The sequence below is a fragment of the Streptomyces sp. NPDC029152 genome (genome assembly GCF_055564355.1).
This window is the reverse complement of sequence record NZ_JBVHWR010000013.1, coordinates 169,388-192,998: the sequence shown is the minus strand read 5'-3', so window position 1 is coordinate 192,998 and position 23,611 is coordinate 169,388. Positions and strand designations below refer to the sequence as shown.

The window sequence follows — 23,611 nt, the reverse complement described above, 5'->3', positions numbered from 1 at the left end:
CCTCACAGCAGCCCGTCCCACATCTGCTCCAGCAGCACCGACCACCAGCTCTCCGCCGACCCGAGCGCCGCCGGGTCGATCGAGGCCAGCTGCGCCTGGAAGTCCACCGTCCAGCGGCCGGCCTGCTCCTGGTTCAGCCCGAACCTGAGCCGCCACATCCGGCCCAGCAGCGCCAGGCTGCGCGCGAACTCCGGCAGCCCCGTGTTCACGAACTGCGGCGGCACCGGCGCACCGCCCGGTCCCGCCTCCACCGGCACCGCGACGATGTTCGCCGTGCCGTACTGCACGCAGACCGCCTTGCCGAAGTCGCTGCCCACGACGAGGTACGAGCCCGCGTCCGGGGCCGGCTGCACGCCCCGCTCGGCGGCCAGTTCGGCCAGCGTCGGCACCGGACGGCCCGGCTGGGCCTGCGCCCAGAAGAACGGGCCCATGTCCACCGGCAGGCCCGCCGCCACCAGGGTGTGCGCCACGACCGGCGGCACGCCCTGCCGGGACACGGCGGCCTGCTCGAACCGGAAGACGCCCGGCCCGAACGCCGCCGCGAGCTCCTGCCCGACGGCCTCCGGCGGGATCGGCGGAGCCGGCTGCACCGGCGGCAGCGGCGCCCGCACCGGCGCCGGACGCGCCGGCCCGTCGGCCACCTGGTGCAGCTCGCCCTGGTGCGCGAGCAGTTGCCGCATGCCCTGCTGCCGGCTCGCGTGATCGGTGCCGTACGGCGCGATGGAGGTGATCCGCGCCTGCGGCCACTGCTCCCGGATCATCCGCGCGCAGTACGCGCCCGGCAGCTCGCACGACTCCAGCTCGGTGTGCAGCTCCAGCACCTGGTCCGGCGGCACGTTCATGGCCCGCAGCTCGTGGAAGATCTGCCACTCCGGGTGCGGCGTGCCCGGCGCCGAACGCCGGATCAGCTGCTGCTCGGAGCCGTCCTGCGCGCGGTAGCGCAGCACGGCCTGGTAGCCGGGGCCGACCGTCGGCCGACCGGCGGGCGGCTGCGGGTAGCCGTACGCCGGCGGCTGCCCCGGCACCGGCTGACCGGGCGGCGGCATCGCACCGGGCGGCACGGCACCCGGGGGCACGGGCTGCGCGGCACCGGGGGCGCCCGGAGGCCGCGGCGGGCCGGGCACACCCGGCGCGGACGGAGGCGGAGGCACACCGGGACCGCCCACCGGAGGCGCGGCCAGCACCGTCTCCGCGTGGTGCACGGCACCACGCCCGCCACCCGAGGCACCCTGCGCACCGGAGGCACCCGAGGCACCCTGCACACCGGAGGCACCCGCCGGACCGGGCGCACCGGGAGCGGCGGGAGGCGGCGGCGTGCCGGGACCACCACCGGCACCCGGAACACCGGGCGGCGCGGGGGGCCGGGGCGCCCCGCCACCGCCCGTACCACCCGGGCCGGCCAGCATCGTCGCGGCGTGGTGCACCCCGCCCGGGGCCCCGCCGGGGGCACTCGGCGCAGGCGGCGTGCCCGGACCGGCCGGACCACCCGCCGCCCCGCCCGGACCTTCCTGGGCACCCTGGGCGCCCGGGCCCTCGGGACCGAGCGACGACACCATCTGCGTCGGCACATAACCCCCCGCCGGCGCGGGAGGCGCAGGAGGCGCGGCCGGCGGCGGCGTACTCCCCGGCCGCACGCCCGGCACACCCGGAGCACCCGGCGGAGGCGGCGTGGTGGCACCCCCACCACGCCGCACGGGCGCCGCCTTGCTGGTCGCGGCGTCGGCGATGTCCCCGGCGTTCGGCGCGAGCGGCCGGGCCGGCACACCCGGGCCGGCCGGGCCGGACTGCGGCCGCGGCACACCCGCGGGCGGCGTGCCCGGCACCGCGGCGGGGGGCCCGGGAGGCACGGCCGGCGGCGGCGTCCCCGTACCCGCGGGCGTCACCGGCGCGTCCGGGGCGTCGACCGCCGGCGCGAACGCCGTCGCCGGAAGCTGACTGCCGCCCGCCATCAGCGCCGTCTTGGCGTCCGGCGTCACCGAGGGCGGCGGCGCGTCGTCCGCACCGCTCAGCGGCGGCGCGAACACCGTCTCGGGCAACGGCACGGAACGGTCCTCACCGGCGTCCGCGTTGGTGTCCGTCCCCGCCCAGGGCGTCGCCCCGGCGGGCGCACCCGGCGCCCCGGACGCGCCACCACCGGTCCCGGAGACGTCCCCGCCGTCCCCACCGGCGGCAGGCCACGCCGCACCACCGTCCCGGGCGCCCGCGGGAGCCCCGCCGGCGGACGGACCCGCGGCCGCCCCGGCAGCAGGAACGGACGGCACGGAAGACCCCGCCGACGGCGCACCGCCCCGCGTCCCGGCAAGCACCCCCGCGCCTTCCCCGGAGCCGCCCCCCTCCGCACCCTCACCGGCGTCCCGCTCACCCGGCCGGTCCGCACCACCCAGCTTGTCCGCCGCCTCCTGCAACCACTCCGGCGGAGTCAGCAGGAACGACGTCTGATTCAGGTCCACCCGCTCCGCGGGAGCGACCGCGGGCTCGTCCGCCACGTCCGGACGGCCGTACTCCTCCTCGTAGCGGCGGATCACCTCCCCCACCGCCAACGCCGGCCACAGCGTCGCCTCACCGCTGTCCCGCGCGATCACCAGCCGCTGCGCACCACCGTCCGAACGCGGCCCGTCCGCACGGTCCTCGGCCCACACCACGAACCCGAGACCGAACTCCCGCACCCGCACCTCACGATGCTGGTACGCCGGCAGCTCACCGTTGATCCACTCCTCCGCGCGCTCCTGCGCCTGCGCGAACGTCACCATCGCCAGCTCACTCCCCTACCGGCGCCGAGGACGCCGACGCCACGGGCACCGCACGCGCGAAACCACCGTCCACCATCAGGTTCGCCACCGTCTCCAACTCCGGCGGCGACCCCGCCAGCCGCGACAGGAACGCGTCGAAGTCCTCACCGCACGGCAACAGCAACCGCTCCACCCGCTCCGCCGGCGACCACGACGGATCCACGTCCCGCGCATCGTCGTACGAGCAGAACCACACCGAACCGATCCGCTCGCCCTTCACCTTCACCGCCAGCAGACCACCCTGCACGAACGCGACACCCAGATAGTCCTTCGTCAGGTGATCCCGCAGACACTTGTTGACATAGACCAGGTCGTTGACCGCCGCCTCCTCACGCACCGTGAAGAACGGCTGGTCCACCAACAGCCCCAGCTCCGCGTCCAACGCCGTGCCCACCGGCGCACAACCCCCCGCCGCCTTCAGGAACGACCGGTACGCACCCGGCAACCGGTACCCGAGGTCCTCCTCGACCCCCTGCACCTGCTGCTCCGTCACCGCCACACCCGACTTCGGCAACCCGAAGTGCGCCGGACGCGTCTCCTGCAACGGCCGCGTCCCCCGCTTCGACTGGTCCACCGCCGCCGTCGCGACACCACCGTGATGCCGCAGCAACGCCTTCACCTCGACCGGCACCAACTCCATGCGCCGCGACCCGGCCACGTGATGCCACGTCCAGCCGTGCGGCGTCGCCACCGCCGGCACCGTGTCCCACAACTCGTGCCCCGACGCCGACAACGCCGCATTCGCCGACACGTAGTCCGTCAACCGCAACTCGTCGACCCCGAACCCCGCCGGCGGCTCCGCGATCTCCGCCACCGCACGGGCATACGGCGAGAAAACGGGGTAACCACCCTCATCCACCCGTACCCCTCTCGGGTGACGGGCCGCCCGCACCGGATCCGGGAAATGCACGACCTGCCCGGCGTAGGCCGCGTTCGGCGGCGCGATCTGCCCGAGCCGACCTGTCGTCATGGCGGTAGCCCCCTGCGGCGTCTGTCCGTCTGCACTGTCTTCCATCACCGCACGCGAACGCGGTGCCGACAGCCTATGCGGTACACCGACACCGGTCACCGGCCCCGCACACCCACCCCACCCCCACCCGTGACCAGCCGTCACCCCCTCGTGACGGACCGCCCACGCCCAGGCGTGTCACCCCGCCCCAGCTTCCGCACACCCCACCGCATTTGGCACCCTGTGACCTCCGGGGGGATGCACCAGAGGGGAAAACACGACCATGAGCGCGACGCAGACGGGACCACACACCGGCAGGCCCGACGACCCCCGGACCGGCGACCCCCGCATCGACTGGAGCGCCACCGAAACCCCCCACACCCCCACCCTGCGCCACCGCCGCGACGGCATACTCCCCACCGTCGCCGCCGCTCTCTCCGTCCGCGGCACCACCCTCACCGGCACCCCCGCCCGCGCCGACACACCCCCCGCCCTGCACCACCTCGTCCAGGACTTCCTCGACACCCTCACCAGCGGACAACGCGACCGCTTCACCGGCCGCTGCGCCGAGACCATCCTCATCTCCCGGCACCTCACCACCGCCGACGCCGCACGCAGCAAACGCGCCGCACGCAGACCCATGACCAACGGCGAAGCCCGCAAAGCCCTCAAACACGCCAAACTCACCACCCGCCGCATCCGCGAGGACGGCGACCCCCTCCACGGCAGCTTCGCCACCCCCTGCCGCGCCTGCACCGCCCTCAGCGCCCACTTCGGCGTCCGCATCGTCGACCCCACCACCGACGACTGACCCACCACCCCACGCCGAACACCACCACCGACACCGACCAACGAACCAAAGGCACATGCACGCCGACCGCACCTCCACCACCCGCTTCCCCGTCCCCGTCGACGCCGCCCTGCGCGACGCCGGCTGGCAACCCGGACGCTGGGACATCAAGCAGGCCGAGATCTGGGCCGACTCCCTGCGCGCACACACCTCACCCGCAGGACACCGCCACACCGTCTTCCCCGCCGCGGTCGAAGCCTGGGCCGAATTCGGCGGCCTCCACATCACCCCCACCGGCCCCGGCCGCCAGATCGCCCCCGCCACCCTCCACCTCGACCCCCTCCACGGCCTCCACATGGCCCGCACCCTCGGCGACCTCGGCCGCGCCCTCGACACCCAGACCTGCCCCCTCGGCACCGAAACCGACACCCAAGCCCTCATCGCCATCGACACCGAAGGCCGCGTCTACGCCCTCGACCACACCGGCGACTGGTACCTCGGCCCCGACATCGACCACGCCCTCGCCACCCTCGTCGCCGGCACCCAACCCACCCGCCTCACCGCCACCCCCCGCTGACCCACCCCCACTACGACGCCGGAATCACCGCCGACACCCGGAAACCCCCCGCATCCGTCGGCCCCGACACGAACACACCCCCCAGAGCCGACACCCGCTCCTTCATCCCCACCAGACCGTTGCCACCCGACGGCAACCGCGCCGACGACGCCGACGACCCCACCGGCGGCGCCTCGTTCTCCACCTGCATCGCGATCTCCGACACCCGATGCGCCAACCGCACGTACGTCTTCGCACCCGCCGCATGCTTGTGCACGTTCGTCAACGCCTCCTGCACCACCCGGAACGCCGTCGACTCCACCTCCGGCGCATACGACCGCACCTCCCCCTCCACCGACAACGCCACGACCATCCCCGCCGCCGCCGACTGCCCGACCAACTCCTCCAACTCCGCCAGACAGGGCCCCTCCACCGACCCCTCACCACCCCCCACGGCCCGCGAAGCCGCCGCCGCAGCCGCCACCCCCACCGCCGCCAACGGCACCGCCGCCCGCTCCGCACGCGCACCCTCCGAACCCGCGCGCAACACCCCGAGCATCTCCCGCAACTCGGTCAACGCCTGCCGCCCCATGTCCCCCACCAACGCGGCGTTCCTCACCACCTTCTCCGGATCCTTCCGCGCCACAGCCTGCAGAGCGGCCGCATGCACCACCATCAGACTCACCCGATGCGCCACCACGTCGTGCATCTCCCGCGCGATCCGCGTCCGCTCCTCGTTACGCGCCCACTCCGCACGCTCCTCCGCCCGCTCCGCGAGCAACTGCAACTCCCGCTCCAGACTGTCCGCACGCTCCCGCAGACTCTCCATCAACCGCCGCCGCGCCCCCACGTACAGACCCAGCAGCACCGGAGGAGCGGTCATCCCCAAGGACGTGGTGATCGCCGCGAACGGAATGAACCAGTCACCGATCTCCAGATCCTCGGACGCCATGTCCTGCCGCACCCGCACGAACGTCACGATCAACGTCCCCAGCAACGACATCCCCGCCAGCGACCCGATGATCCGCCGCGGCAACTCGGACGCGGCCAGCGTGTACAGGCCGACGACGCCCATCAGAAAACCCATCTGCGCCGGCGTGACGGCGATCGCCACCAGCACCACCGCGACGGGCCACACCCGCCGCACCACCAGCACCGAACCGGCCAGCAACCCGAAGACGACCCCCGCCGCCCACGGAATCCCGGCGTCCCTCGCGAACGGAACCCCCTCCGCCGCACACTCCAACGCGGACACGACGGCGAGGCCCACATCGAGCACCGCGCCGCGCCGCCTGTCCCACCACCAAGGCCCACCCCGGGCCGGTGCGTGGTCTTCCCCCGTCGTGGTCATGCCCTCCAGCCTACGGGCGCCGGGCGACCCGTTTCCGGTGACTTTCGCCGAGCGATACGTCGCGATATCCCTCGAACTGGTGAACCCTCCACCGACCAGCACCGGAGCCATCCATTCCGGCCGGACGGTATGCCCATGGCACTTTCACGGAACAAGTACGCGGATTTCGAGGGGCTGCGGGAGCGGGCGGTGGCGCTGCGGCGCGAGGGGCTCAGCCGACGCCAGATCCGCGACCGATTGCACGTCGACAACAACGACATCCTCAACCGCCTCCTGGAGGGCGAGCCGCCCCCGGAATGGACCAAGCGCCCGAACGCGAAGGACGACCTGCGGGAGCGAGCACGCGAGCTCCGACTGCAGGGCTGGACGTACGACCGGATCCAGGTGGAACTGGGCTGCAGCAAGAGCTCGATCTCGCTCTGGGTCCGGGACCTGCCGAAGCCGGAGCGGCGGGCACCGTCGGAGCAGGCGAAGCTCGCAGCGCGGAAGCGGTGGGAGCACGAGCTGGCGATCCGAGATGAGAGCCGAAGGCAGACCAAGGAGACAGCCGCTCGGGAGATCGGCAGTCTGACCGACCGTGAGCTATTCATGACCGGGGTCGCCCTCTACTGGGCGGAGGGCACAAAGGACAAGCCGTACGACCGGCGAGAAAATGTCATCTTTGTCAACAGCGACCCCGGTGTGATCAGGGTCTACCTCGCTTGGCTGCATCTCTTGGGTGTGGAGCGGGAGCGACTGACGTACCGAGTCATGATCCACATGACGGCAGACGTCGAGGCGGCAAAGCGATACTGGGCCGATCTCGTCGGCGTGGACGTCTCCAGACTCCAGAAGACGACGATCAAGAAGCACAATCCGAAGACCGTCCGCAAGAACGTGGGCGACAGCTATCGCGGCTGCTTTGTCATCCGTGTCTCGCAAGGTGCCGACCTGTACCGGCGTATCGAAGGCTGGTGGACAGGCATGGTCGCCGGGATCACGACGCCGCCCACCTCAGGTATGGTCTGACGCAGCCATCCGCCATGGGGTAACTGGTAGCCCGCGGGCCTTTGAAGCCCTGTAGTGCTGGTTCGAATCCAGCTGGCGGAGCTGCTTGGTTCGGGCCCTGACCGTCGGCGAAAGCCACCGTCAGGGCCCGCACTCATACCCCCCACGAACCACCCCGGTATCCTGCGGATGTCCACCCCCACCCCCTCAAAGCCGAAGGGCATCCCGTGAGCGCCATTCGCCCGGCAGCCGTCGTCGTTCTCGCAGCGGGCGAGGGCACCCGTATGAAGTCGGCCACACCCAAGGTCCTGCACGAGCTGTGCGGACGTTCCCTCGTCGGTCACGTGCTCGCCGCGGCCGGTGAGCTGGAGCCCGAGAACCTGGTCGTCGTCGTGGGTCACGCCCGCGAGAAGGTCACCGCGCACCTCGCCGAGGTCGCCCCCGGCGTCCGTACCGCGGTGCAGGAGCAGCAGAACGGCACCGGGCACGCCGTCCGGATGGGGCTGGAGGCCCTGGGCGGTGCCGTGGACGGCACGGTGGTGGTCGTCTGCGGTGACACTCCGTTGCTGACCGGTGAGACGCTGCGGGCGCTGTCCGCCACCCATTCGGCCGACGGCAACGCCGTGACGGTGCTGACGGCCGAGGTGCCGGACGCGACGGGGTACGGCCGGATCGTGCGGGACGGGGCCTCGGGTGCCGTCACCGCGATCGTGGAGCACAAGGACGCCTCCGAGTCGCAGCGGGCGATCCGTGAAATCAATTCCGGGGTGTTCGCGTTCGACGGGCAGTTGCTGGCGGATGCGCTGGGGAAGGTGCGGACGGACAACAGTCAGGGTGAGGAGTACCTGACCGATGTGCTGGGCATCCTGCGTGAGGCCGGGCACCGGGTGGGTGCGTCGGTGGCCGGGGATCACCGGGAGATCGCGGGGATCAACAACCGGGTGCAGTTGGCCGAGGCGCGCCGGATCCTGAACGACCGGCTGTTGACGCGTGCCATGCTGGCCGGCGTGACGGTGGTGGACCCGGCGACGACGTGGGTCGACGTGACGGTGACGTTCGAGCAGGACGTGGTGGTGCACCCGGGTACGCAGTTGCACGGTTCCACGCATCTGGCGGAGGGGGCCGAGGTGGGGCCGAACTCGCGGCTCACGGACACGCGGGTGGGTGCGGGTGCGCGGGTGGACAACACGGTCTCGCTCGGTGCGGTCGTCGGTCCGGAGGCGACGGTGGGTCCGTACGCGTATCTGCGTCCTGGTACCCGGCTGGGGCTGAGGTCGAAGGTCGGTACGTACGTGGAGACGAAGAACGCTTCGATCGGTGAGGGGACGAAGGTTCCGCATCTGTCCTACGTGGGTGACGCGACGATCGGTGAGTACACCAACATCGGTGCGGCGAGCGTGTTCGTGAACTATGACGGGGAGAGCAAGCACCACACGACTGTGGGCTCTCACTGCAAGACGGGTTCGGACAACATGTTTGTGGCTCCTGTCACGGTCGGGGACGGTGCCTACACGGCTGCCGGCTCGGTGATCACGAAGGATGTGCCGCCCGGTTCGCTGGCCGTGGCCCGTGGCCAGCAGCGGAATATCGAGGGTTGGGTGGCTCGTAAGCGTCCGGGGAGCGCGGCGGCGAAGGCGGCCGAGGCGGTGTCCCGGGAGTCCGGTGGCGAGGGCTGACCGGAAACCGGCGCGTCGAACACGGCGTACCGTGATAAGTGCACATCCGCACCCCACCAGCTGAGACGCCTCCGGCACCCAGCCGGACGAGCCCTTGAGGCTCAGCTGCGAAACCTCTGAGGAGAAAGTGCTGTGACCGGGATCAAGACGACCGGCGTGAAGAAGATGATGTTCTTCTCCGGCCGCGCCCACCCCGAGCTTGCCGAGGAGATCGCCCATGAGCTGGGTGTCGGGGTCGTCCCGACGAAGGCCTTCGACTTCGCGAACGGTGAGATCTACGTCCGTTACCAGGAGTCGGCGCGTGGTGCGGACTGCTTTTTGATCCAGAGCCACACGGCTCCGATCAACAAGTGGGTCATGGAGCAGTTGATCATGATCGACGCGTTGAAGCGCGCGTCGGCCCGCTCCATCACCGTCATCGTGCCGTTCTACGGTTACGCGCGGCAGGACAAGAAGCACCGGGGACGTGAACCGATCTCGGCGCGTCTGATCGCGGACCTGATGAAGACGGCGGGTGCGGACCGGATCCTGGCGGTGGATCTGCACACGGACCAGATCCAGGGCTTCTTCGACGGTCCGGTGGACCACCTGTTCGCGTTGCCGCTGCTGGCGGACTACGTGGGTGCGAAGGTGGACCGTTCGAAGCTGACGGTGGTGTCTCCGGACGCGGGCCGGGTGCGGGTGGCGGACCGTTGGTGCGACCGTCTGGGTGCGCCGCTGGCGATCGTGCACAAGCGGCGTGACAAGGACGTGGCGAACCAGGTCACGGTGCACGAGGTCGTCGGTGACGTGAAGGGCCGTATCTGCGTCCTGGTCGACGACATGATCGACACCGGCGGCACGATCTGCGCTGCGGCGGACGCGCTGTTCGCGCACGGTGCGGAGGACGTCATCGTGACGGCGACGCACGGTGTGCTGTCGGGTCCGGCCGCGGACCGGCTGAAGAACTCGAAGGTGAGCGAGTTCGTGTTCACGAACACGCTGCCGACGCCGAACGAGCTGGAGCTGGACAAGATCACGGTGTTGTCGATCGCGCCGACGATCGCGCGTGCGGTGCGTGAGGTGTTCGAGGACGGTTCGGTGACGAGCCTGTTCGACGAGCAGTAAGGGTTCCTCAGGGGGTTTCCCGGGGTTCTCGAGATCGTTTTGGGTGCGGCCTTCCTCTCCGAGTAGACTGGTGAAGTTGCTCGGCGAGGGAGGCCGTACTCGTGTTCGCGGGTGTGGTTGTCCGTTATCGACGCGCTCTTCGTAGCAGGCCGTTCGTGGCCGGGTGACCACGTCCGTTTCTACCTCTACGAGGAGTGATCATGTCCGAGGTGAAGCTCGCCGCCGAGACCCGCACCGAGTTCGGCAAGGGTGCCGCGCGTCGTATCCGTCGTGACGACAAGGTTCCGGGTGTTCTGTACGGTCACGGTTCGGACCCGGTCCACCTGACGCTTCCGGGTCACGAGCTGCTGCTGGCGCTGCGTACGCCGAACGTGCTGATCGCGCTGGACATCGACGGCAAGACCAACGAGCTGGCGATCCCGAAGTCGGTCCAGCGTGACCCGATCAAGGGCTTCCTGGAGCACGTCGACCTGCAGCTGGTGAAGCGCGGCGAGACGGTGACCGTCGAGATCCCGGTGCAGACCGAGGGCGAGCTGGCCCCGGGCGGCAACCTGCTGGAGCACGTGCTGGCCGCGCTGCCGGTCGAGGCCGAGGCCACGCACATCCCGGAGCAGGTCACCGTGTCCGTGGAGGGTCTGGAGGCCGGTGCCTCTGTCCTGGCGAAGGACATCGCGCTGCCGTCCGGTGTGAAGCTGGCGGTGGAGGACGACGCCGTGGTGCTGCAGGTCCTGGCCGCGCAGGCCGAGGAGCCCGCTGCCGAGGGTGAGGGCGAAGAGGCCGCCGAGGCCTGATCGTCCCCCGGGGGATATTTCCTGGTCGGCCGCTGTTCCCGTGTGGGGCAGCGGCCGACGTGTATGTGTGGTCGGACGGGCGGTTGAGGAGGCATGGACGTGACGACGGACGCGGGTGCGCCCTGGTTGGTGGCCGGTCTCGGCAATCCGGGCCCCGAGTACGCCGGGAATCGGCACAATGTCGGTTTCATGGTGGTGGATCTGCTGGCGGAGCGGATCGGGGCGCGGTTCAAGCGGCACGGCAAGGCGCAGGCTCAGGTGGTGGAGGGGCGGGTCGGGCCGCCGGGGCCGGCCGGTCGGCGGGTGATCCTGGCGAAGCCGATGTCGTTCATGAACGTGTCGGGGGGTCCGGTGACGGTGTTGCGGGACTTCTACAAGGTGCCGGTGGGCCATGTCGTGGCGGTGCACGACGAGCTGGACATCGACTACGGGGTGCTGCGGCTGAAGCTGGGTGGCGGGGACAACGGGCACAACGGGCTGAAGTCGATCACGAAGTCGCTGGGGGCGGACTATCACCGGGTGCGGTTCGGGATCGGGCGGCCGCCGGGGCGGATGCCGGTGGCGGATTTCGTGCTGAAGGATTTCTCGTCGGCGGAGCGCAGGGAGCTGGACTACTTCGTGGACCGTGCGGCGGATGCGGTGGAGTGTCTGGTGGTCGAGGGGCTGGAGCGTGCGCAGGGCACGTACAACTCGTGACGTGTCCGTGTGTGCCGCCCGGGTGAGTTGACCGGCCGCGTAGGTATGGCCAATGATCCCGGCCATGCCTGCCTCAGTCGCTGCCGCCGCCCGTCCCCGTCAGGCCGTCTCGCGTGTCTCGCGTGTCTCGCGTGCCGCGCTGCGGTTCGGCCGGGTGGTGGCGATGGGCACGGTGTCGGCGCTGATCCTGATCGCCGGGGTGTGGGCGTCGTGGGGGACGGCGCAGCACGTGATGCTGACCAAGGGGCGTGAGCGGGGCACGGTCGAGGTGACGCGGTGCGGGGGCGGTTCGTGCAGTGGGCCGTATGCGCCGGTGTCGGCGGGGTCGCGGGCGCGGGGGCGTGTCGTGATCGAGGATTCGGTGGCCGTGGCGGAGGGGCGGACGTATTCGGTGGTGCTGAAGCCGGGCGGTGCGCAGGCGGTGCGTTCGGGTCCGGCGGGGGTGTTGTACGCGTGGGTGCCGCTGGGTGGTGCGCTGCTGCTGGCGTCGGTGGTGGTGGCGGGCGGGTTGCGGCGGACGCGGGTGGCGTGGGTGCTGGCCGGGTCCGGGGTGGGGTTGCTGACGGCGGCGTTCGTCGTGGTGTGAGGCGGTTGCGGCGGTGCCCCCGTGCCCGTGGTGGGCGCGGGGGCACCGCGGTGTGCGGGTGGCGGGGTGTCAGCCGGTGTTGCGCAGGCCGGCGGCGACGCCGTTGACGGTGAGCAGCAGGGCCCGGGCGAGCAGCGGGTCGACTTCCTCGCCGGCGGCGGCCGCTTCGCGCTGGCGGCCGAGGAGGGCGACCTGGAGGTAGGAGATCGGGTCCAGGTAGGCGTCGCGGATGGCGAACGTCTGCTTGAGGACGGGGTCGGCGTCGAGGAGTTCGTCCTCGCCGGTGACCCGCAGCACTTCGGCGACGGTCAGTTCGTGTTCGGTCTTGATGGCGTCGAAGACGTGCTTGAGTTCGTCGGGGACGAGGGTGTCGACGTAGTGCTGGGCGATGCGCAGATCGGTCTTGGCGAGGGTCATCTCGACGTTGGAGATGAAGTTGCGGAAGAAGTGCCACTGCTGGTGCATCTCGTCCAGGACGGTGTCCAGGCCGGCCTCGCGCAGTGCCTTGAGGCCGGAGCCGACGCCGTACCAGCCGGGGACGATCTGCCGGGACTGGGTCCAGCCGAACACCCAGGGGATGGCGCGCAGTCCGTCGAGCGAGACTCCTGAGCCGGGGCGGCGGGAGGGCCGCGAGCCCAGGTGCAGGTCGGCGAGCTGGTCGACCGGTGTGGAGGCCAGGAAGTACGTCGGCAGGTCGGGGTCCTCGACCAGCTTGCGGTAGGCCTGGTGGGCGGCCTCGGAGACGACGTCCATGGCGGCGTCCCAGCGGGCGAGGGCCTCGTCGGACTGGCGGGGTGCGGTGTGCAGGGCGGAGGCCTGGAGGGTGGCGGCGACCGTCAGTTCCAGGTTCTCGCGGGCCAGGGAGGGGATGAGGTACTTGTCGGAGATGACCTCGCCCTGTTCGGTCACCTTGATCTCGCCCTCGAGGGTGCCCCAGGGCTGGGCGAGGATGGCGTCGTGGGTGGGGCCGCCGCCGCGGCCGACGGTGCCGCCGCGGCCGTGGAAGAGGCGCAGGCGGACGCCGTAGCGGTGGGCGACGTCGCGCAGGCGGCGCTGGGCGCGGTGGATCTCCCACTGCGAGGTGGTGATGCCGCCGAACTTGGAGGAGTCGGAGTAGCCGAGCATGACCTCCTGGACGTCGCCGCGCAGGGCGACCAGGCGCCGGTAGGAGGGGTCGGCGAGGAGGTCCTCGAGGATGGTGTCGGCGGCCTTGAGCTCGTCGGTGGTCTCCAGGAGCGGCACGATGCCGATCTTGGCCCAGCCGGCGTGCAGGTCGATGAGGCCGGCCTCGCGGGCCAGCACGGCCGCGGCGAAGACGTCGTCGGCGCCCTGGCACATGGAGATGATGTAGGACTCGATGACCTCGGGGCCGAAGACCTCCAGGGCGCGGCGCACGGTCTGGAAGACGCCGAGGGTCTTCTCGCCGGCGGCGTCCACCGGGGCGGGGGTCGGGGCCAGGGGCCTGCGGGAGCGCAGTTCCTTGGCGAGGAGCTTGGTGCGGTACTCGCGGGGCATGTCGGCGTAGCGCCAGGATTCCTCGCCGAGGCGGTCGAAGAGCTGGCCGAGGGCGTGGTGGTGGGCGTCGGCGTGTTCGCGGACGTCCATGGTGGCGAGCTGGAGGCCGAAGGCGGCCAGGGTGCGGATGGTGCGGGCGAGCCGGCCGTCGGCGAAGAGGCCGCCGCGGTGTTCGCGCAGGGAGGTCTGGAGGATGCGCAGGTCGGCGAGGAGTTCGGCGGTGCCGAGGTAGTCGCGGCCGTTCTCGTGGGGGATGCCCTTGGCGAGGCGCTGCTTGGTGTTCTCCAGCTTCTGCCGGATGCAGGTGGCCTTGAGCCGGTAGGGCTCCTCGGCGTTGAGGCGCTTGTAGCGGGGGCTGATCTCGGGGAGCTTGTCGAGGTCGGCCTGGAGGGAGGTGAGGAGTTCTTCCGTCGCTCCGGTGTAGCGGATGGAGTTGGACAGGAAGCCGCGCAGCTCGTCGATCATCTCCAGGGCGTCGTTGATGCCGTGTTCGTGCTGGAGGATGAGGATGTCCCAGGTGACCTGGGGGGTGACGTTGGGGTTGCCGTCGCGGTCGCCGCCGATCCAGGTGCCGAAGGTGAGGGGGCGGGTGTCGTCGGGGAGCTTGACGCCGGCGCGTTCGAGTTCGGCCGTCAGGTCCTCCAGGACGTCGCCGACGGCGCCGGCGTGGAGTTCGTCGAGGTAGTAGATGGCGTTGCGGGCCTCGTCGGCGGGTTCGGGGCGTACGACGCGCAGTTCGTCGGTCTGCCAGACGAGGTCGATGTTCTCGGCGAGGCGGGTGTCGAGGCGGCGTCGGTCGGTCTCGATGACGGGGGTGTCGAGGAGGGCGGCGATGCGGCGCAGCTTGTTGAGGACGGAGCGGCGGGCGGCCTCGGTGGGGTGCGCGGTGAAGACGGGGCGCACGTTGAGGTTGCGGACCGTTTCGCGCAGGTGCTCGGGGTCGGCGTCCTTGAGGCGGTCGGCCGTGCGGGCGAGCAGGCCGCCCTCGGCGGCGCGGCGGGCGCGCAGTTCGCGGCCGCGGTGGACCTGTTCGGTGACGTTGGCGAGGTGGAAGTAGGTGGAGAAGGCGCGGACCAGCTTGGCCGCGGTCTGCAGTTCGGTGCCGCGCAGCAGTTCCGCCGCGGCCTCGCCGTCCTCTCGGGTCAGGCGGCGTACCTTCTCGACGAGGTCCAGCAGTTCGGGGCCCTCCTGCCTGACGAGGGTCTCCCCGAGGAGGTCGCCCAGTCGGCGGATGTCGGCCCGCAGTTCGGCGTTGGTGGTCGCCTGGGACACAGTCTGGTCGTCGGCACTGCTCACAGGTGCGGCTCCTTGCAGTGTTGAAGCTCGTCTGGGAGGGAACCCGGACGGCGTCTCGCGCGGCGGGCGCCGCTTACGGGGCCGGACGTCCGGGAAGAAATCTGAGCGGACCGCGCTGTCCGACCGCTCTCCAGGATAGGTGTCGAGCCGGACGCGCAGGTTCTCGGGCTCTTGCCGGGCGGCGACGCACTGCCATACTTACGTCGCCGTAGGTTACGGAATTGTAGGAAATCGTGCGTGGTTTCCGCGGCGTGTTTCCGCAGCCCGGCGCCGGCCACGACCCTCGACCCCCAGAGGACGCGCATGACCACGAGTTCCGATGTGATCCCAGACGCTGCGAAGGCCCCCGGCGAAGGCTCCGCCACCCTCGGTGGTGAGCAGAAGCGGTCGATCGAGCAGATCACCCTCCTGCTGTTCATCACGGTCCCGTTCCTCGCGCTGGTGGCGGCGGTGCCGCTGGCGTGGGGGTGGGGGGTGAGCTGGCTGGACCTGGGCCTGCTGGTGTTCTTCTACTTCCTGGGCTGCCACGGCATCACGATCGGGTTCCACCGTCATTTCACCCATGGTTCGTTCAAGGCGAAGCGGCCGTTGAAGATCGCGCTGGCGATCGCGGGTTCGATGGCGGTCGAGGGGCCGCTGGTCCGGTGGGTCGCCGACCACCGCAAGCACCACAAGTTCTCGGACGCCGAGGGCGACCCGCATTCGCCGTGGCGGTACGGCGAGACGGTGCCGGCCCTGATCAAGGGCCTGTGGTGGGCGCACATCGCGTGGATGTTCGACGAGGAGCAGACGCCGCAGGACAAGTACGCGCCGGATCTGATCAAGGACCCGGCGCTGCGTGCGATCTCCCGCCAGTTCGTCCTGTGGACGGCGGTGTCGCTGGCGCTGCCGGCGCTGATCGGCGGGCTGGTCACGATGTCCTGGTGGGGTGCGTTCACCGGGTTCTTCTGGGGCTCACTCGTCCGGGTGGCGTTGCTGCACCATGTGACGTGGTCGATCAACTCGATCTGCCACGCGGTCGGCAAGCGGCCGTTCAGGTCGCGGGACCGTTCGGGCAACGTGTGGTGGCTGGCGATCCTGTCCTGCGGTGAGTCCTGGCACAACCTGCACCACGCCGACCCGACGTCGGCGCGGCACGGGGTGATGCGCGGGCAGCTGGACTCGTCCGCCCGTCTGATCCGCTGGTTCGAGCAGCTGGGGTGGGCGTACGACGTGCGGTGGCCGTCACGCTCGCGTATCGATTCGCGCCGCAACACGGACCAAGGCGGCTCCCGCCGCCGGAGGGAAACCGTCGAGGCGGCATGATGGTCGCTGTGGCGACCGACTCCAGCACTCCCAGCAATGACAAGCCGCGGCGTGCGCGCCGTACCCGGATGACCGGTGCCGAGCGTCGCCAGCAACTGCTGGAGATCGGTCGCACCCTCTTCGCCGCGAAGGGCTTCGAGGGCACGTCGGTGGAGGAGATCGCGGCGAAGGCCGGGGTGTCCAAGCCGGTGGTGTACGAGCACTTCGGCGGCAAGGAGGGCCTGTACGCGGTGGTGGTGGACCGCGAGATGCGGCGGCTGCTGGACATGGTGACCAGCTCCCTGACCGCGGGCCATCCGCGTGAGCTGTGCGAGCAGGCCGCGTTCGCGCTGCTGGACTACATCGAGGAGTACACGGACGGCTTCCGCATCCTGGTCCGCGACTCCCCCATCCCGCAGTCGACGGGCACCTTCGCCTCGCTGATCTCCGACATCGCCACCCAGGTGGAGGACATCCTGGGCCGCGAGTTCAAGAACCGCGGCTTCGACGCCAAGCTGGCCCCGCTGTACGCGCAGGCGCTGGTCGGCATGGTGGCGCTGACCGGCCAGTGGTGGCTGGACGTGCGCCGCCCGAAGAAGGCGGAGGTGGCGGCGCACCTGGTGAACCTGGCGTGGCACGGCCTGGACGGGCTGGAGCCCAAGCCGCGGCTGATCGGGCACCGGAAGTCGTAGCGGTGCGACGGTCAGCCGGCCGGTTCCAGGAATTCGAGCCGGTTGCCCACCGGGTCCTCGCTGGAGAAGCGCTTGTGGCCCGGCAGGGCGTCGTCCCGGGTGACCGGGGCTCCGTGCGCGGCCGGCCGGGCGGCGTACGTGTCGATCCCCGTGACCCTCAGGCCGGGGTGGGCCTTCTTCGCGGGCCGGAAGTCCGTCTCGGTGCCCAGGTGGAGCTGGACGGCGCCGGTCCGGAACCAGCAGCCGCCGCGTGCCGCCAGGGCCGGTGGCTCGGGGATCTCGGTCATGCCGAGGGCGCCCGCGTAGTAGGCCCGCAGGTCGTCCCCGGAGCCGGGCGGGGCGGCGAGCCGGACGTGGTCGAGCGCGGTGTTCACCGCTCACGCCTCCTGGTGGCGACGGCGAAGACGCGGCGGAAGGGGAACGGGGTGCCGTGCGGGCCGGGCGGGTAGGCCTCGCGCAGGGCGGTGCGGTACTCCTCGACGAACGCGTCCCGGGCCTGCGGGTCGTCGTCGAGCGCGGTGAGGACGGGACGCAGGCCCGTGCCCGCGACCCAGTCGAGGACGGGGTCGTCCCCGGTCAGCAGGTGCAGGTACGTCGTCTCCCAGACGTCCGCCGTGCAACCGAGGTCCGTCAGCCTCTCCAGGTAGGTCCCGGGGGTGTGCACGGCGTCGTCGTGGCGCAGGGTGCCGGCGAGGCGGTCGCGCCAGCGCGGGGAGCCGGCGATGTCACGCATCAGGCGGTGGCTGGGGGCGTCGAAGTTGCCGGGGACCTGGAAGGCGAAGGTGCCGCCGGGCCGCAGGGCGGTGATCCAGTCGGCGAAGCGTTCGGCGTGCCCGGGGACCCACTGGAGGGCGGCGTTGCTGATGATCAGGTCGTGCGGCTCGGCCGGGGTCCAGGTGCGGACGTCGGCACGGGCGAAGCCGAGGCGTCCGCCGCCCGGGGTGGGTCCGGCGTGCTCCTCGGCCCGCGCGAGCATCTCGGCGGAGTCGTCGTAGCCGGTGATGCGGGCGGTGGGCCAGCGGCCGGCGAGCAGGGTGGTGACGTTGCCGGGGCCGCAGCCGAGGTCGGCGACGCGGGGGCGGGCGGTGGGGAGCCCGGGGATCCGGGCGAGGAGGTCGGTGAAGGGGCGGGCGCGGTGGTCCGCGTGGCGCAGGTACCGGGCGGGGTCCCAGACGGGGGCGGCGGGCATGGTGCCTCCAGGGGTGGCCGTGCGGGGCGGGTGTCCAGCGTGACCCCGAAAATCTCTTGATGTCAAGATGGTTGACATCAAGAGACTTCACATCGACACAACCACTACACTGATCGTCATGGAGGACGAGGTCGATCGGCTGGTCGCAGCGTGGCGCCGGGAGCGCCCGGACCTCGACGTGGAACCGCTCGAGGTGCTGAGCCGGGTGAGCAGGCTCGCCCGGCACCTGGACCGCGCACGTCGGCTGGCCTTCTCCGAGCACCAGCTGGAGCCGTGGGAGTTCGACGTCCTGACGGCGCTGCGCCGCGCGGGCACCCCGTACCAGCTCTCGCCGGGCCAGCTGCTCACCCAGACCCTGGTCACCTCCGGCACGATGACCAACCGCATCGACCGCCTCGCCAAGAAGGGCCTGGTGGAACGCCTGCCCGACCCCAGCGACCGGCGCGGCGTGCTGGTCCGGCTCACGGCCGAGGGCCGGGACCGCGCCGACCAGGCCCTCGCCGGGCTCCTGGACCAGGAGCGCGCGATCCTGGGCGAGCTCTCCCGCGCCCAGCGCGGCGAACTGGCCGCCCTGCTACGCCAGCTGACCGCCCCGTTCGACAACATCCCCGGATAGGTCGGCGGGCCCCACCCCGGCCCGGCGCGCCAGGGCGACGGCGGCGAGGGTGGAGTGGACGCCCAGCTTGCCCAGCACGTTCTGCATGTGGGTGCGCACCGTGTGCGGGGACAGGTACAGCCGCTCGGCGACGGCCTTGCGGCCGAGGCCGGCGACCATGCAGCGCAGCACCTCCCGCTCGCGCGGGGTCAGCGACTCCACCAGCCGTTCGCTCTCGGTGCGGTGCCTGCGGGCGGCGGTCAGCTCCCGCAGGACCCCGGTGAGCAGCGCGGGCGGCAGGTGCGTCTCGTCGCGCAGCACCCCCCGGATGACGCTGAGCAGCCGCGACAGGGAACAGTCCTTGGCGACCCACCCGCAGGCTCCGGCGCCCAGCGCCAGGGCGGCCCGCCGGGGGTCGTCCCTCTCGGCGAGGACGACGATCCGCACCCCGGGCTGCGCCGACCGCACCCCGGCGACCAGCGAGATGCCGTCCACCAGCCCGTCCTCGTCGCCGTCCCGCACGGGCACGGCCGGCCGGGCGGCGGGCACGTGGCCGCCCAGGTCGGCGTCGACGAGCAGCACGTCGAACGGCCGCCCCTCGACCGCGGCCTTCTTCAGGCAGCGCAGCGCGGCCGGACCGCTGCCCGCCGCCAGGACGTCGACGTCCGGCTCGGCGGCCAGCGCGGCGGCCAGCGACTCGGCGAAGATGCGGTGGTCGTCGACGACCAGCACTCGGATGCGCACCACGAAACCCCCTTCCCCGGCTCCCGAGGAGCAGGGGATACATCGCCAAAGGACAACACCGGCACGGGCACGGGGCCCGAAGTCCCCGTGTGCGTCCTCGTGTCCGGTACCGGGGACGGGTCGCCGCAACCGCACGGCCGCCGCCGTACGACAACCGCTCCCCCGTCCCGGGTCCCGTACCCGGCTGTCTCGCCCCCTGAACGGCACCGGCCCCCACCGGTGCTGTCCATCAGGGTACGGACGGGCGCCGGGAGCGGAAGGCTATTTGCAGAACTGACAGCCGGGCGCGTTTATGGTGAGCCGCATGTTTCGTCTTGTGACAGAAGTAGACACGGCACGGCGCGATCTGCTGCGCACCCGCCTGCGGAAGACGAACACGGCCGCCTCCCCGATCCTGCGTTCCCTGCGCGGCACCCCTCACGAACGCGAATTCCCCCTGCACGTCTGGGTCCTGGACGACGGGGGCGGCCTCGCGGGCGGTCTCGTCGGGCACACCTGGGCGACCTGGCTCCACGTGACCTACCTGTGGGTGGACGACCGGTGCCGGGGCACGGGGCTGGGCACCGCGCTGCTGGGCGAGGCGGAACGGACGGCCCGCGACGAACGGGGCTGCGCGGCGGCGCGCGTGGAGACCTGGGACTTCCAGGCGCCGGGCTTCTACCGCGGGCAGGGCTACGAGGTGGTGTGCGTGATCCCCGACTATCCGCCGGGGATCACCGAGTACACGCTGGTCAAGCGGCTGGGCTGATCCGCCGCGCGCCCGCCGAGGGCACCGCCTCGAACACCCGGGGAGCGGTGAGGCCGGCCGCGGCGAACGCCTCCTCGACCGCCTTGGTGACGTCGTCCACGTCCGCCGCCTCCACCAGCACGATCGCCGAGCCGCCGAAGCCGCCGCCGGTCATCCGCGCGCCCAGGGCGCCGGCCTCCAGGGCGGTGTCGACGACCAGGTCCAGCTCCGGGCAGGAGATGCGGAAGTCGTCCCGCAGGGAGGCGTGGCCCTCGACGAGGACCGGACCGATGGCGCGGGTGTCGCCGGACTCCAGCAGCGCCACCACCCGCTCCACGCGCTCGTCCTCCGTGACGACGTGGCGGACCAGGCGGCGCACCTCCTCCTCGTCGCCCAGCCGTTCGAGCGCCGCGTCCAGTTCCGCGTACGGGACGTCCCGCAGCGCGTCGACGCCCAGCAGGGCGGCGCCCTTCTCGCAGCCGGCGCGGCGCTTGCCGTACTCGCCCTCGCTGTGGGAGTGCTTGACCTGCGTGTCGACGACGAGCAGGCGCATGCCCTCGGCGGCCAGGTCGAAGGGGATCTGGCGCTGGGAGAGGTCGCGGGTGTCCAGGAACAGGGCGTGGCCGTCCTCGCAGCACGCGGACGCCGTCTGGTCCATGATGCCGACCGGTGCGCCGACGTAGACGTTCTCGGCGCGCTGGCACAGGCGGGCCAGCTGCCAGCCGCGCAGGCCGAGGGCGTACAGGTCGTTCAGGGCCAGGGCGACGACGACCTCCAGGGCCGCCGACGAGGACAGGCCCGCGCCCGACGGGACCGTCGAGGCCAGGTGGACGTCGGCGCCGGTGATCTCGTGCCCGGCCTCGCGCAGCGCCCAGACGACGCCCGAGGGGTACGCCGTCCAGGTCCGGTCCGCCTCGGGGGTCAGGTCGGCGACGCGCAGCTCGACGGGGCCGGCGTCGATGTCCGCCGAGTGCAGGCGCAGGACGCCGTCGTCGCGCCGGGAGACCGCGGCGACCGCGGTGTGCGGGAGGGCGAACGGCATGACGAAGCCGTCGTTGTAGTCGGTGTGCTCGCCGATGAGGTTGACCCGGCCCGGCGCCGCCCACACCCCCTGCGGCTCTGCCCCGTACAGCTCGCGGAACCGCTCACCGACCGCCCGCGCCACAGTCTCGCTCATGCCCTGCCCCTCGCCCTTCCGTACTTCTCCACGTCCTGCAGGTCTACTTCGCGTGCCGCTGCGCGAACTCCCACGCGTCGGCGACGATCCCCGCGAGGTCCGCGCGGGACGGGTTCCAGCCCAGCTTCTCGCGGGCGGTGGCGGCCGACGCCACCAGGGTGGCCGGGTCGCCGCCCCGGCGGGGGGCCACGACCTCGGGGATCGGGTGGCCGGTGACCCGGCGGACGGTCTCGACGACCTCGCGGACGGAGAAGCCGTTGCCGTTGCCCAGGTTGCAGATCAGGTGCTCGCCGGGAACGGCCGCGTCCAGGGCGAGCAGGTGGGCCTCGGCCAGGTCGGCGACGTGGATGTAGTCGCGCACGCAGGTGCCGTCCGGCGTCGGGTAGTCGTCGCCGTAGACGGAGATCGCGTCCCGCCTGCCCTGCGCGACCTGGAGCACCAGCGGGATCAGGTGCGACTCGGGGTCGTGCCGCTCGCCGTACGCGCCGTACGCGCCGGCGACGTTGAAGTAGCGCAGGGAGACCGCGCCCAGGCCGTGGGCCGCCGCCTCGCCGGTGATCATGTGGTCGACGGCGAGCTTGGAGGCGCCGTACGGGTTGGTGGGCTTCGTCGGCGCGGTCTCGACGATCGGCACCTCCTCGGGCTCGCCGTAGGTGGCGGCCGTGGAGGAGAAGACGAGCCGGCGCACGCCCGCCGTGCGCATGGCCTCCAGCAGGGCCATGGTGCCGCCGACGTTGTTGTCCCAGTACTTCTCGGGCTTCACGACCGACTCGCCGACCTGCGAGAACGCGGCGAAGTGCAGCACGCCGTCGAACGAGGCGTCCAGCCACTTGGCGGCGTCGCGGATGTCGCCCTCGACGAACGCGGCGCCCGCGGGGACGCCCTCCCTGAATCCGGTGGAGAGGTTGTCGAGGACGGTGACCTCGTGACCCGCCTCCAGCAGATGCTGGGCGACCACGCTGCCGACATAGCCCGCGCCGCCCGTCACCAGGTACTTCCCACTCATGAACTCGCTACCTCTCGCAATCGCTCGGCCGCGCGCTCCGGGGGCACGTCGTTGATGAACACGTTCATGCCGGACTCGGAGCCCGCGAGGAACTTCAGCTTGCCGGACGTACGGCGAATCGTGAAAAGCTCCAGGTGCAGCGCGAAGTCGTCCCGCGTCACACCGTCGAAGTCCTCCAGCAGGCCGAACGGCGCCTGGTGCCAGGCCGCGATGTACGGCGTCGGAGGCTCACCCTCCCCGAAGATCCGGTCGAAGCGCCTCAACAGTTCCAGATAGACCCGGGGGAACTCCGTGCGCGCCGCCTCGTCGAGGCCGAGCAGGTCGGGCACGCGCCGCTTGGGGTAGAGGTGCACCTCGTACGGCCAGTGCGCCGCGTACGGCACGAAGGCGGCCCAGTGCTCGCCCTCCAGGACGACCCGCTCGCCGGCCAGCTCCCGCTCCACCACCGCGTCGAACAGGTTCTCCCCGCCGGTCGCCTCCTTGTGCGCGGCGAGTGAACGGAGCATCAGGGCGGTGCGGGGAGTGGTGAACGGGTAGGCGTAGATCTGCCCGTGCGGGTGACCGAGCGTCACGCCGATCTCGGCGCCGCGGTTCTCGAAGCAGAAGACCTGTTCGACGGAGGACAGATGCGACAGCTCCGAGGTGCGGTCCGTCCAGGCGTCGAGCACGAGCCGGGCCTGCTCCTCGCCCAGGTCGGCGAACGAGGCGTTGTGGTCGGAGGTGAAGCAGACGACCTCGCAGCGGCCGGAGTCGCCGGCCAGCGAGGGGAAACGGTTCTCGAAGACCACCACGTCGTACGACGCGTCGGGGATCTCGCTCAGCCGCTCGCCCTCGGACGGGCACAGGGGGCACTGGTCGGCGGGCGGGTGGTAGGTGCGGCCCTGGCGGTGGGAGGCGACGGCGACCGAGTCGCCGAGCAGCGGGTCGCGGCGGATCTCGGAGGTGGTGACGGTCCGCTCCAGCGGACGCCGGTCGACGGCGTCGCGCACCCGGTCGTCGCGCAGGTCGTAGTAGATGAGCTCGCGGCCGTCGGCCAGCCGGGTCGAGGTCTTCTTCACTGCCGCACTCCTCTGCACCCACACCCAATCATCCAACACAATCAAACATA

22 protein-coding genes and 1 tRNA gene are annotated in these 23,611 nt (G+C 71.6%); 13 read left to right on the top strand and 10 right to left on the bottom strand.

Annotated features, from left to right (window positions below; translation table 11 throughout):
* Window positions 1-2 precede the first annotated feature (2 nt).
* Window positions 3-2,750 (bottom strand): SUKH-4 family immunity protein, encoded by a 2,748-nt coding sequence (locus ACZ4V6_RS26410; RefSeq protein ID WP_467831985.1) that lies wholly within the window; start codon window positions 2,748-2,750, stop codon window positions 3-5.
* Between the two features lie 7 nt (window positions 2,751-2,757).
* Window positions 2,758-3,759: an SMI1/KNR4 family protein gene (locus tag ACZ4V6_RS26405; RefSeq protein ID WP_467832026.1), complete on the bottom strand. Its 1,002-nt coding sequence runs from the start codon at window positions 3,757-3,759 to the stop codon at window positions 2,758-2,760.
* Window positions 3,760-4,021: 262 nt separating this feature from the next.
* On the opposite strand from ACZ4V6_RS26405, the gene ACZ4V6_RS26400 reads away from it, so the two are divergent.
* On the top strand, window positions 4,022-4,549 hold the full coding sequence (locus ACZ4V6_RS26400; RefSeq protein ID WP_467831982.1) for a YwqJ-related putative deaminase: 528 nt from the start codon (window positions 4,022-4,024) through the stop codon (window positions 4,547-4,549).
* A 55-nt stretch (window positions 4,550-4,604) separates the two neighbouring features.
* On the top strand, window positions 4,605-5,105 hold the full coding sequence (locus ACZ4V6_RS26395) for an SUKH-3 domain-containing protein (protein ID WP_467831980.1): 501 nt from the start codon (window positions 4,605-4,607) through the stop codon (window positions 5,103-5,105).
* Window positions 5,106-5,115: 10 nt separating this feature from the next.
* Here ACZ4V6_RS26395 and ACZ4V6_RS26390 read toward each other — a convergent pair whose 3' ends face one another.
* Window positions 5,116-6,435: a sensor histidine kinase gene (locus ACZ4V6_RS26390; RefSeq protein WP_467831976.1), complete on the bottom strand. Its 1,320-nt coding sequence runs from the start codon at window positions 6,433-6,435 to the stop codon at window positions 5,116-5,118.
* A gap of 135 nt (window positions 6,436-6,570) precedes the next feature.
* Here ACZ4V6_RS26390 and ACZ4V6_RS26385 point away from each other — a divergent pair, with 135 nt between their 5' ends.
* The 7 genes from ACZ4V6_RS26385 (at window position 6,571) to ACZ4V6_RS26355 (ending at window position 12,278) form a co-directional block, all read left to right on the top strand.
* Complete coding sequence (locus ACZ4V6_RS26385; RefSeq protein WP_467831974.1) at window positions 6,571-7,443, top strand: hypothetical protein; 873 nt, start codon at window positions 6,571-6,573, stop codon at window positions 7,441-7,443.
* 8 nt (window positions 7,444-7,451) lie between these two features.
* Window positions 7,452-7,524: transfer RNA gene (locus tag ACZ4V6_RS26380), tRNA-Gln, on the top strand.
* A gap of 125 nt (window positions 7,525-7,649) precedes the next feature.
* Window positions 7,650-9,098, top strand: coding sequence for a bifunctional UDP-N-acetylglucosamine diphosphorylase/glucosamine-1-phosphate N-acetyltransferase GlmU (glmU, locus tag ACZ4V6_RS26375; protein ID WP_467831971.1), 1,449 nt, complete (start codon window positions 7,650-7,652; stop codon window positions 9,096-9,098).
* A 132-nt stretch (window positions 9,099-9,230) separates the two neighbouring features.
* Window positions 9,231-10,205: a ribose-phosphate diphosphokinase gene (locus ACZ4V6_RS26370; protein WP_385465697.1), complete on the top strand. Its 975-nt coding sequence runs from the start codon at window positions 9,231-9,233 to the stop codon at window positions 10,203-10,205.
* Window positions 10,206-10,405: 200 nt separating this feature from the next.
* Window positions 10,406-10,996: a 50S ribosomal protein L25/general stress protein Ctc gene (locus ACZ4V6_RS26365; protein WP_467831969.1), complete on the top strand. Its 591-nt coding sequence runs from the start codon at window positions 10,406-10,408 to the stop codon at window positions 10,994-10,996.
* Window positions 10,997-11,089: 93 nt separating this feature from the next.
* Window positions 11,090-11,692, top strand: coding sequence for an aminoacyl-tRNA hydrolase (gene pth, locus ACZ4V6_RS26360; protein ID WP_467831966.1), 603 nt, complete (start codon window positions 11,090-11,092; stop codon window positions 11,690-11,692).
* Between the two features lie 52 nt (window positions 11,693-11,744).
* A complete protein-coding gene (locus tag ACZ4V6_RS26355) occupies window positions 11,745-12,278 on the top strand; it encodes a hypothetical protein (RefSeq protein ID WP_467831964.1) in 534 nt (177 codons plus the stop codon).
* Window positions 12,279-12,347: 69 nt separating this feature from the next.
* Here the strand turns inward: ACZ4V6_RS26355 and ppc are convergent, their stop codons facing one another.
* Window positions 12,348-15,089 (bottom strand): phosphoenolpyruvate carboxylase, encoded by a 2,742-nt coding sequence (ppc, locus tag ACZ4V6_RS26350; RefSeq protein WP_467831961.1) that lies wholly within the window; start codon window positions 15,087-15,089, stop codon window positions 12,348-12,350.
* Window positions 15,090-15,392: 303 nt separating this feature from the next.
* On the opposite strand from ppc, the gene ACZ4V6_RS26345 reads away from it, so the two are divergent.
* Together ACZ4V6_RS26345 and ACZ4V6_RS26340 are read left to right on the top strand one after the other, a co-directional pair.
* Window positions 15,393-16,394, top strand: coding sequence for an acyl-CoA desaturase (locus ACZ4V6_RS26345; RefSeq protein ID WP_467831958.1), 1,002 nt, complete (start codon window positions 15,393-15,395; stop codon window positions 16,392-16,394).
* Entirely contained in the window at window positions 16,391-17,065 is a 675-nt protein-coding gene (locus ACZ4V6_RS26340; RefSeq protein ID WP_467831957.1) for a TetR/AcrR family transcriptional regulator, read from the top strand. The genes ACZ4V6_RS26345 and ACZ4V6_RS26340 overlap by 4 nt, the downstream gene beginning before the upstream one ends.
* A gap of 11 nt (window positions 17,066-17,076) precedes the next feature.
* Here the strand turns inward: ACZ4V6_RS26340 and ACZ4V6_RS26335 are convergent, their stop codons facing one another.
* Both ACZ4V6_RS26335 and ACZ4V6_RS26330 read right to left on the bottom strand, forming a co-directional pair.
* Entirely contained in the window at window positions 17,077-17,439 is a 363-nt protein-coding gene (locus tag ACZ4V6_RS26335; RefSeq protein ID WP_467831955.1) for a VOC family protein, read from the bottom strand.
* The gene (locus ACZ4V6_RS26330) at window positions 17,436-18,254 is read right to left on the bottom strand and encodes a trans-aconitate 2-methyltransferase (protein WP_467831952.1); all 819 of its coding nucleotides are present in this window, start codon (window positions 18,252-18,254) and stop codon (window positions 17,436-17,438) included. Before ACZ4V6_RS26330 ends, ACZ4V6_RS26335 begins: the two co-directional genes overlap by 4 nt.
* Before the next feature lie 118 nt (window positions 18,255-18,372).
* Between ACZ4V6_RS26330 and tamR the strand changes: the two genes are divergently transcribed.
* Entirely contained in the window at window positions 18,373-18,870 is a 498-nt protein-coding gene (tamR, locus tag ACZ4V6_RS26325) for a MarR family transcriptional regulator TamR (RefSeq protein ID WP_467831950.1), read from the top strand.
* On the opposite strand, the gene ACZ4V6_RS26320 is transcribed toward tamR, so the two are convergent.
* Window positions 18,829-19,596, bottom strand: coding sequence for a response regulator transcription factor (locus ACZ4V6_RS26320; RefSeq protein ID WP_467831947.1), 768 nt, complete (start codon window positions 19,594-19,596; stop codon window positions 18,829-18,831). The two genes, tamR and ACZ4V6_RS26320, sit on opposite strands and share 42 nt — an antisense overlap.
* A gap of 289 nt (window positions 19,597-19,885) precedes the next feature.
* On the opposite strand from ACZ4V6_RS26320, the gene ACZ4V6_RS26315 reads away from it, so the two are divergent.
* The gene (locus tag ACZ4V6_RS26315; RefSeq protein WP_467831944.1) at window positions 19,886-20,341 is read left to right on the top strand and encodes a GNAT family N-acetyltransferase; all 456 of its coding nucleotides are present in this window, start codon (window positions 19,886-19,888) and stop codon (window positions 20,339-20,341) included.
* Here ACZ4V6_RS26315 and galK read toward each other — a convergent pair.
* From galK to galT, 3 genes are read right to left on the bottom strand one after another with little or no spacing between them, the layout of a single operon-like run.
* Window positions 20,325-21,497, bottom strand: coding sequence for a galactokinase (galK, locus tag ACZ4V6_RS26310; protein ID WP_467831941.1), 1,173 nt, complete (start codon window positions 21,495-21,497; stop codon window positions 20,325-20,327). The genes ACZ4V6_RS26315 and galK overlap by 17 nt on opposite strands.
* 43 nt (window positions 21,498-21,540) lie before the next feature.
* Window positions 21,541-22,503: a UDP-glucose 4-epimerase GalE gene (gene galE, locus ACZ4V6_RS26305; RefSeq protein ID WP_467831938.1), complete on the bottom strand. Its 963-nt coding sequence runs from the start codon at window positions 22,501-22,503 to the stop codon at window positions 21,541-21,543.
* A complete protein-coding gene (gene galT / locus ACZ4V6_RS26300) occupies window positions 22,500-23,561 on the bottom strand; it encodes a galactose-1-phosphate uridylyltransferase (protein WP_467831935.1) in 1,062 nt (353 codons plus the stop codon). Before galT ends, galE begins: the two co-directional genes overlap by 4 nt.
* Window positions 23,562-23,611: the final 50 nt, after the last annotated feature.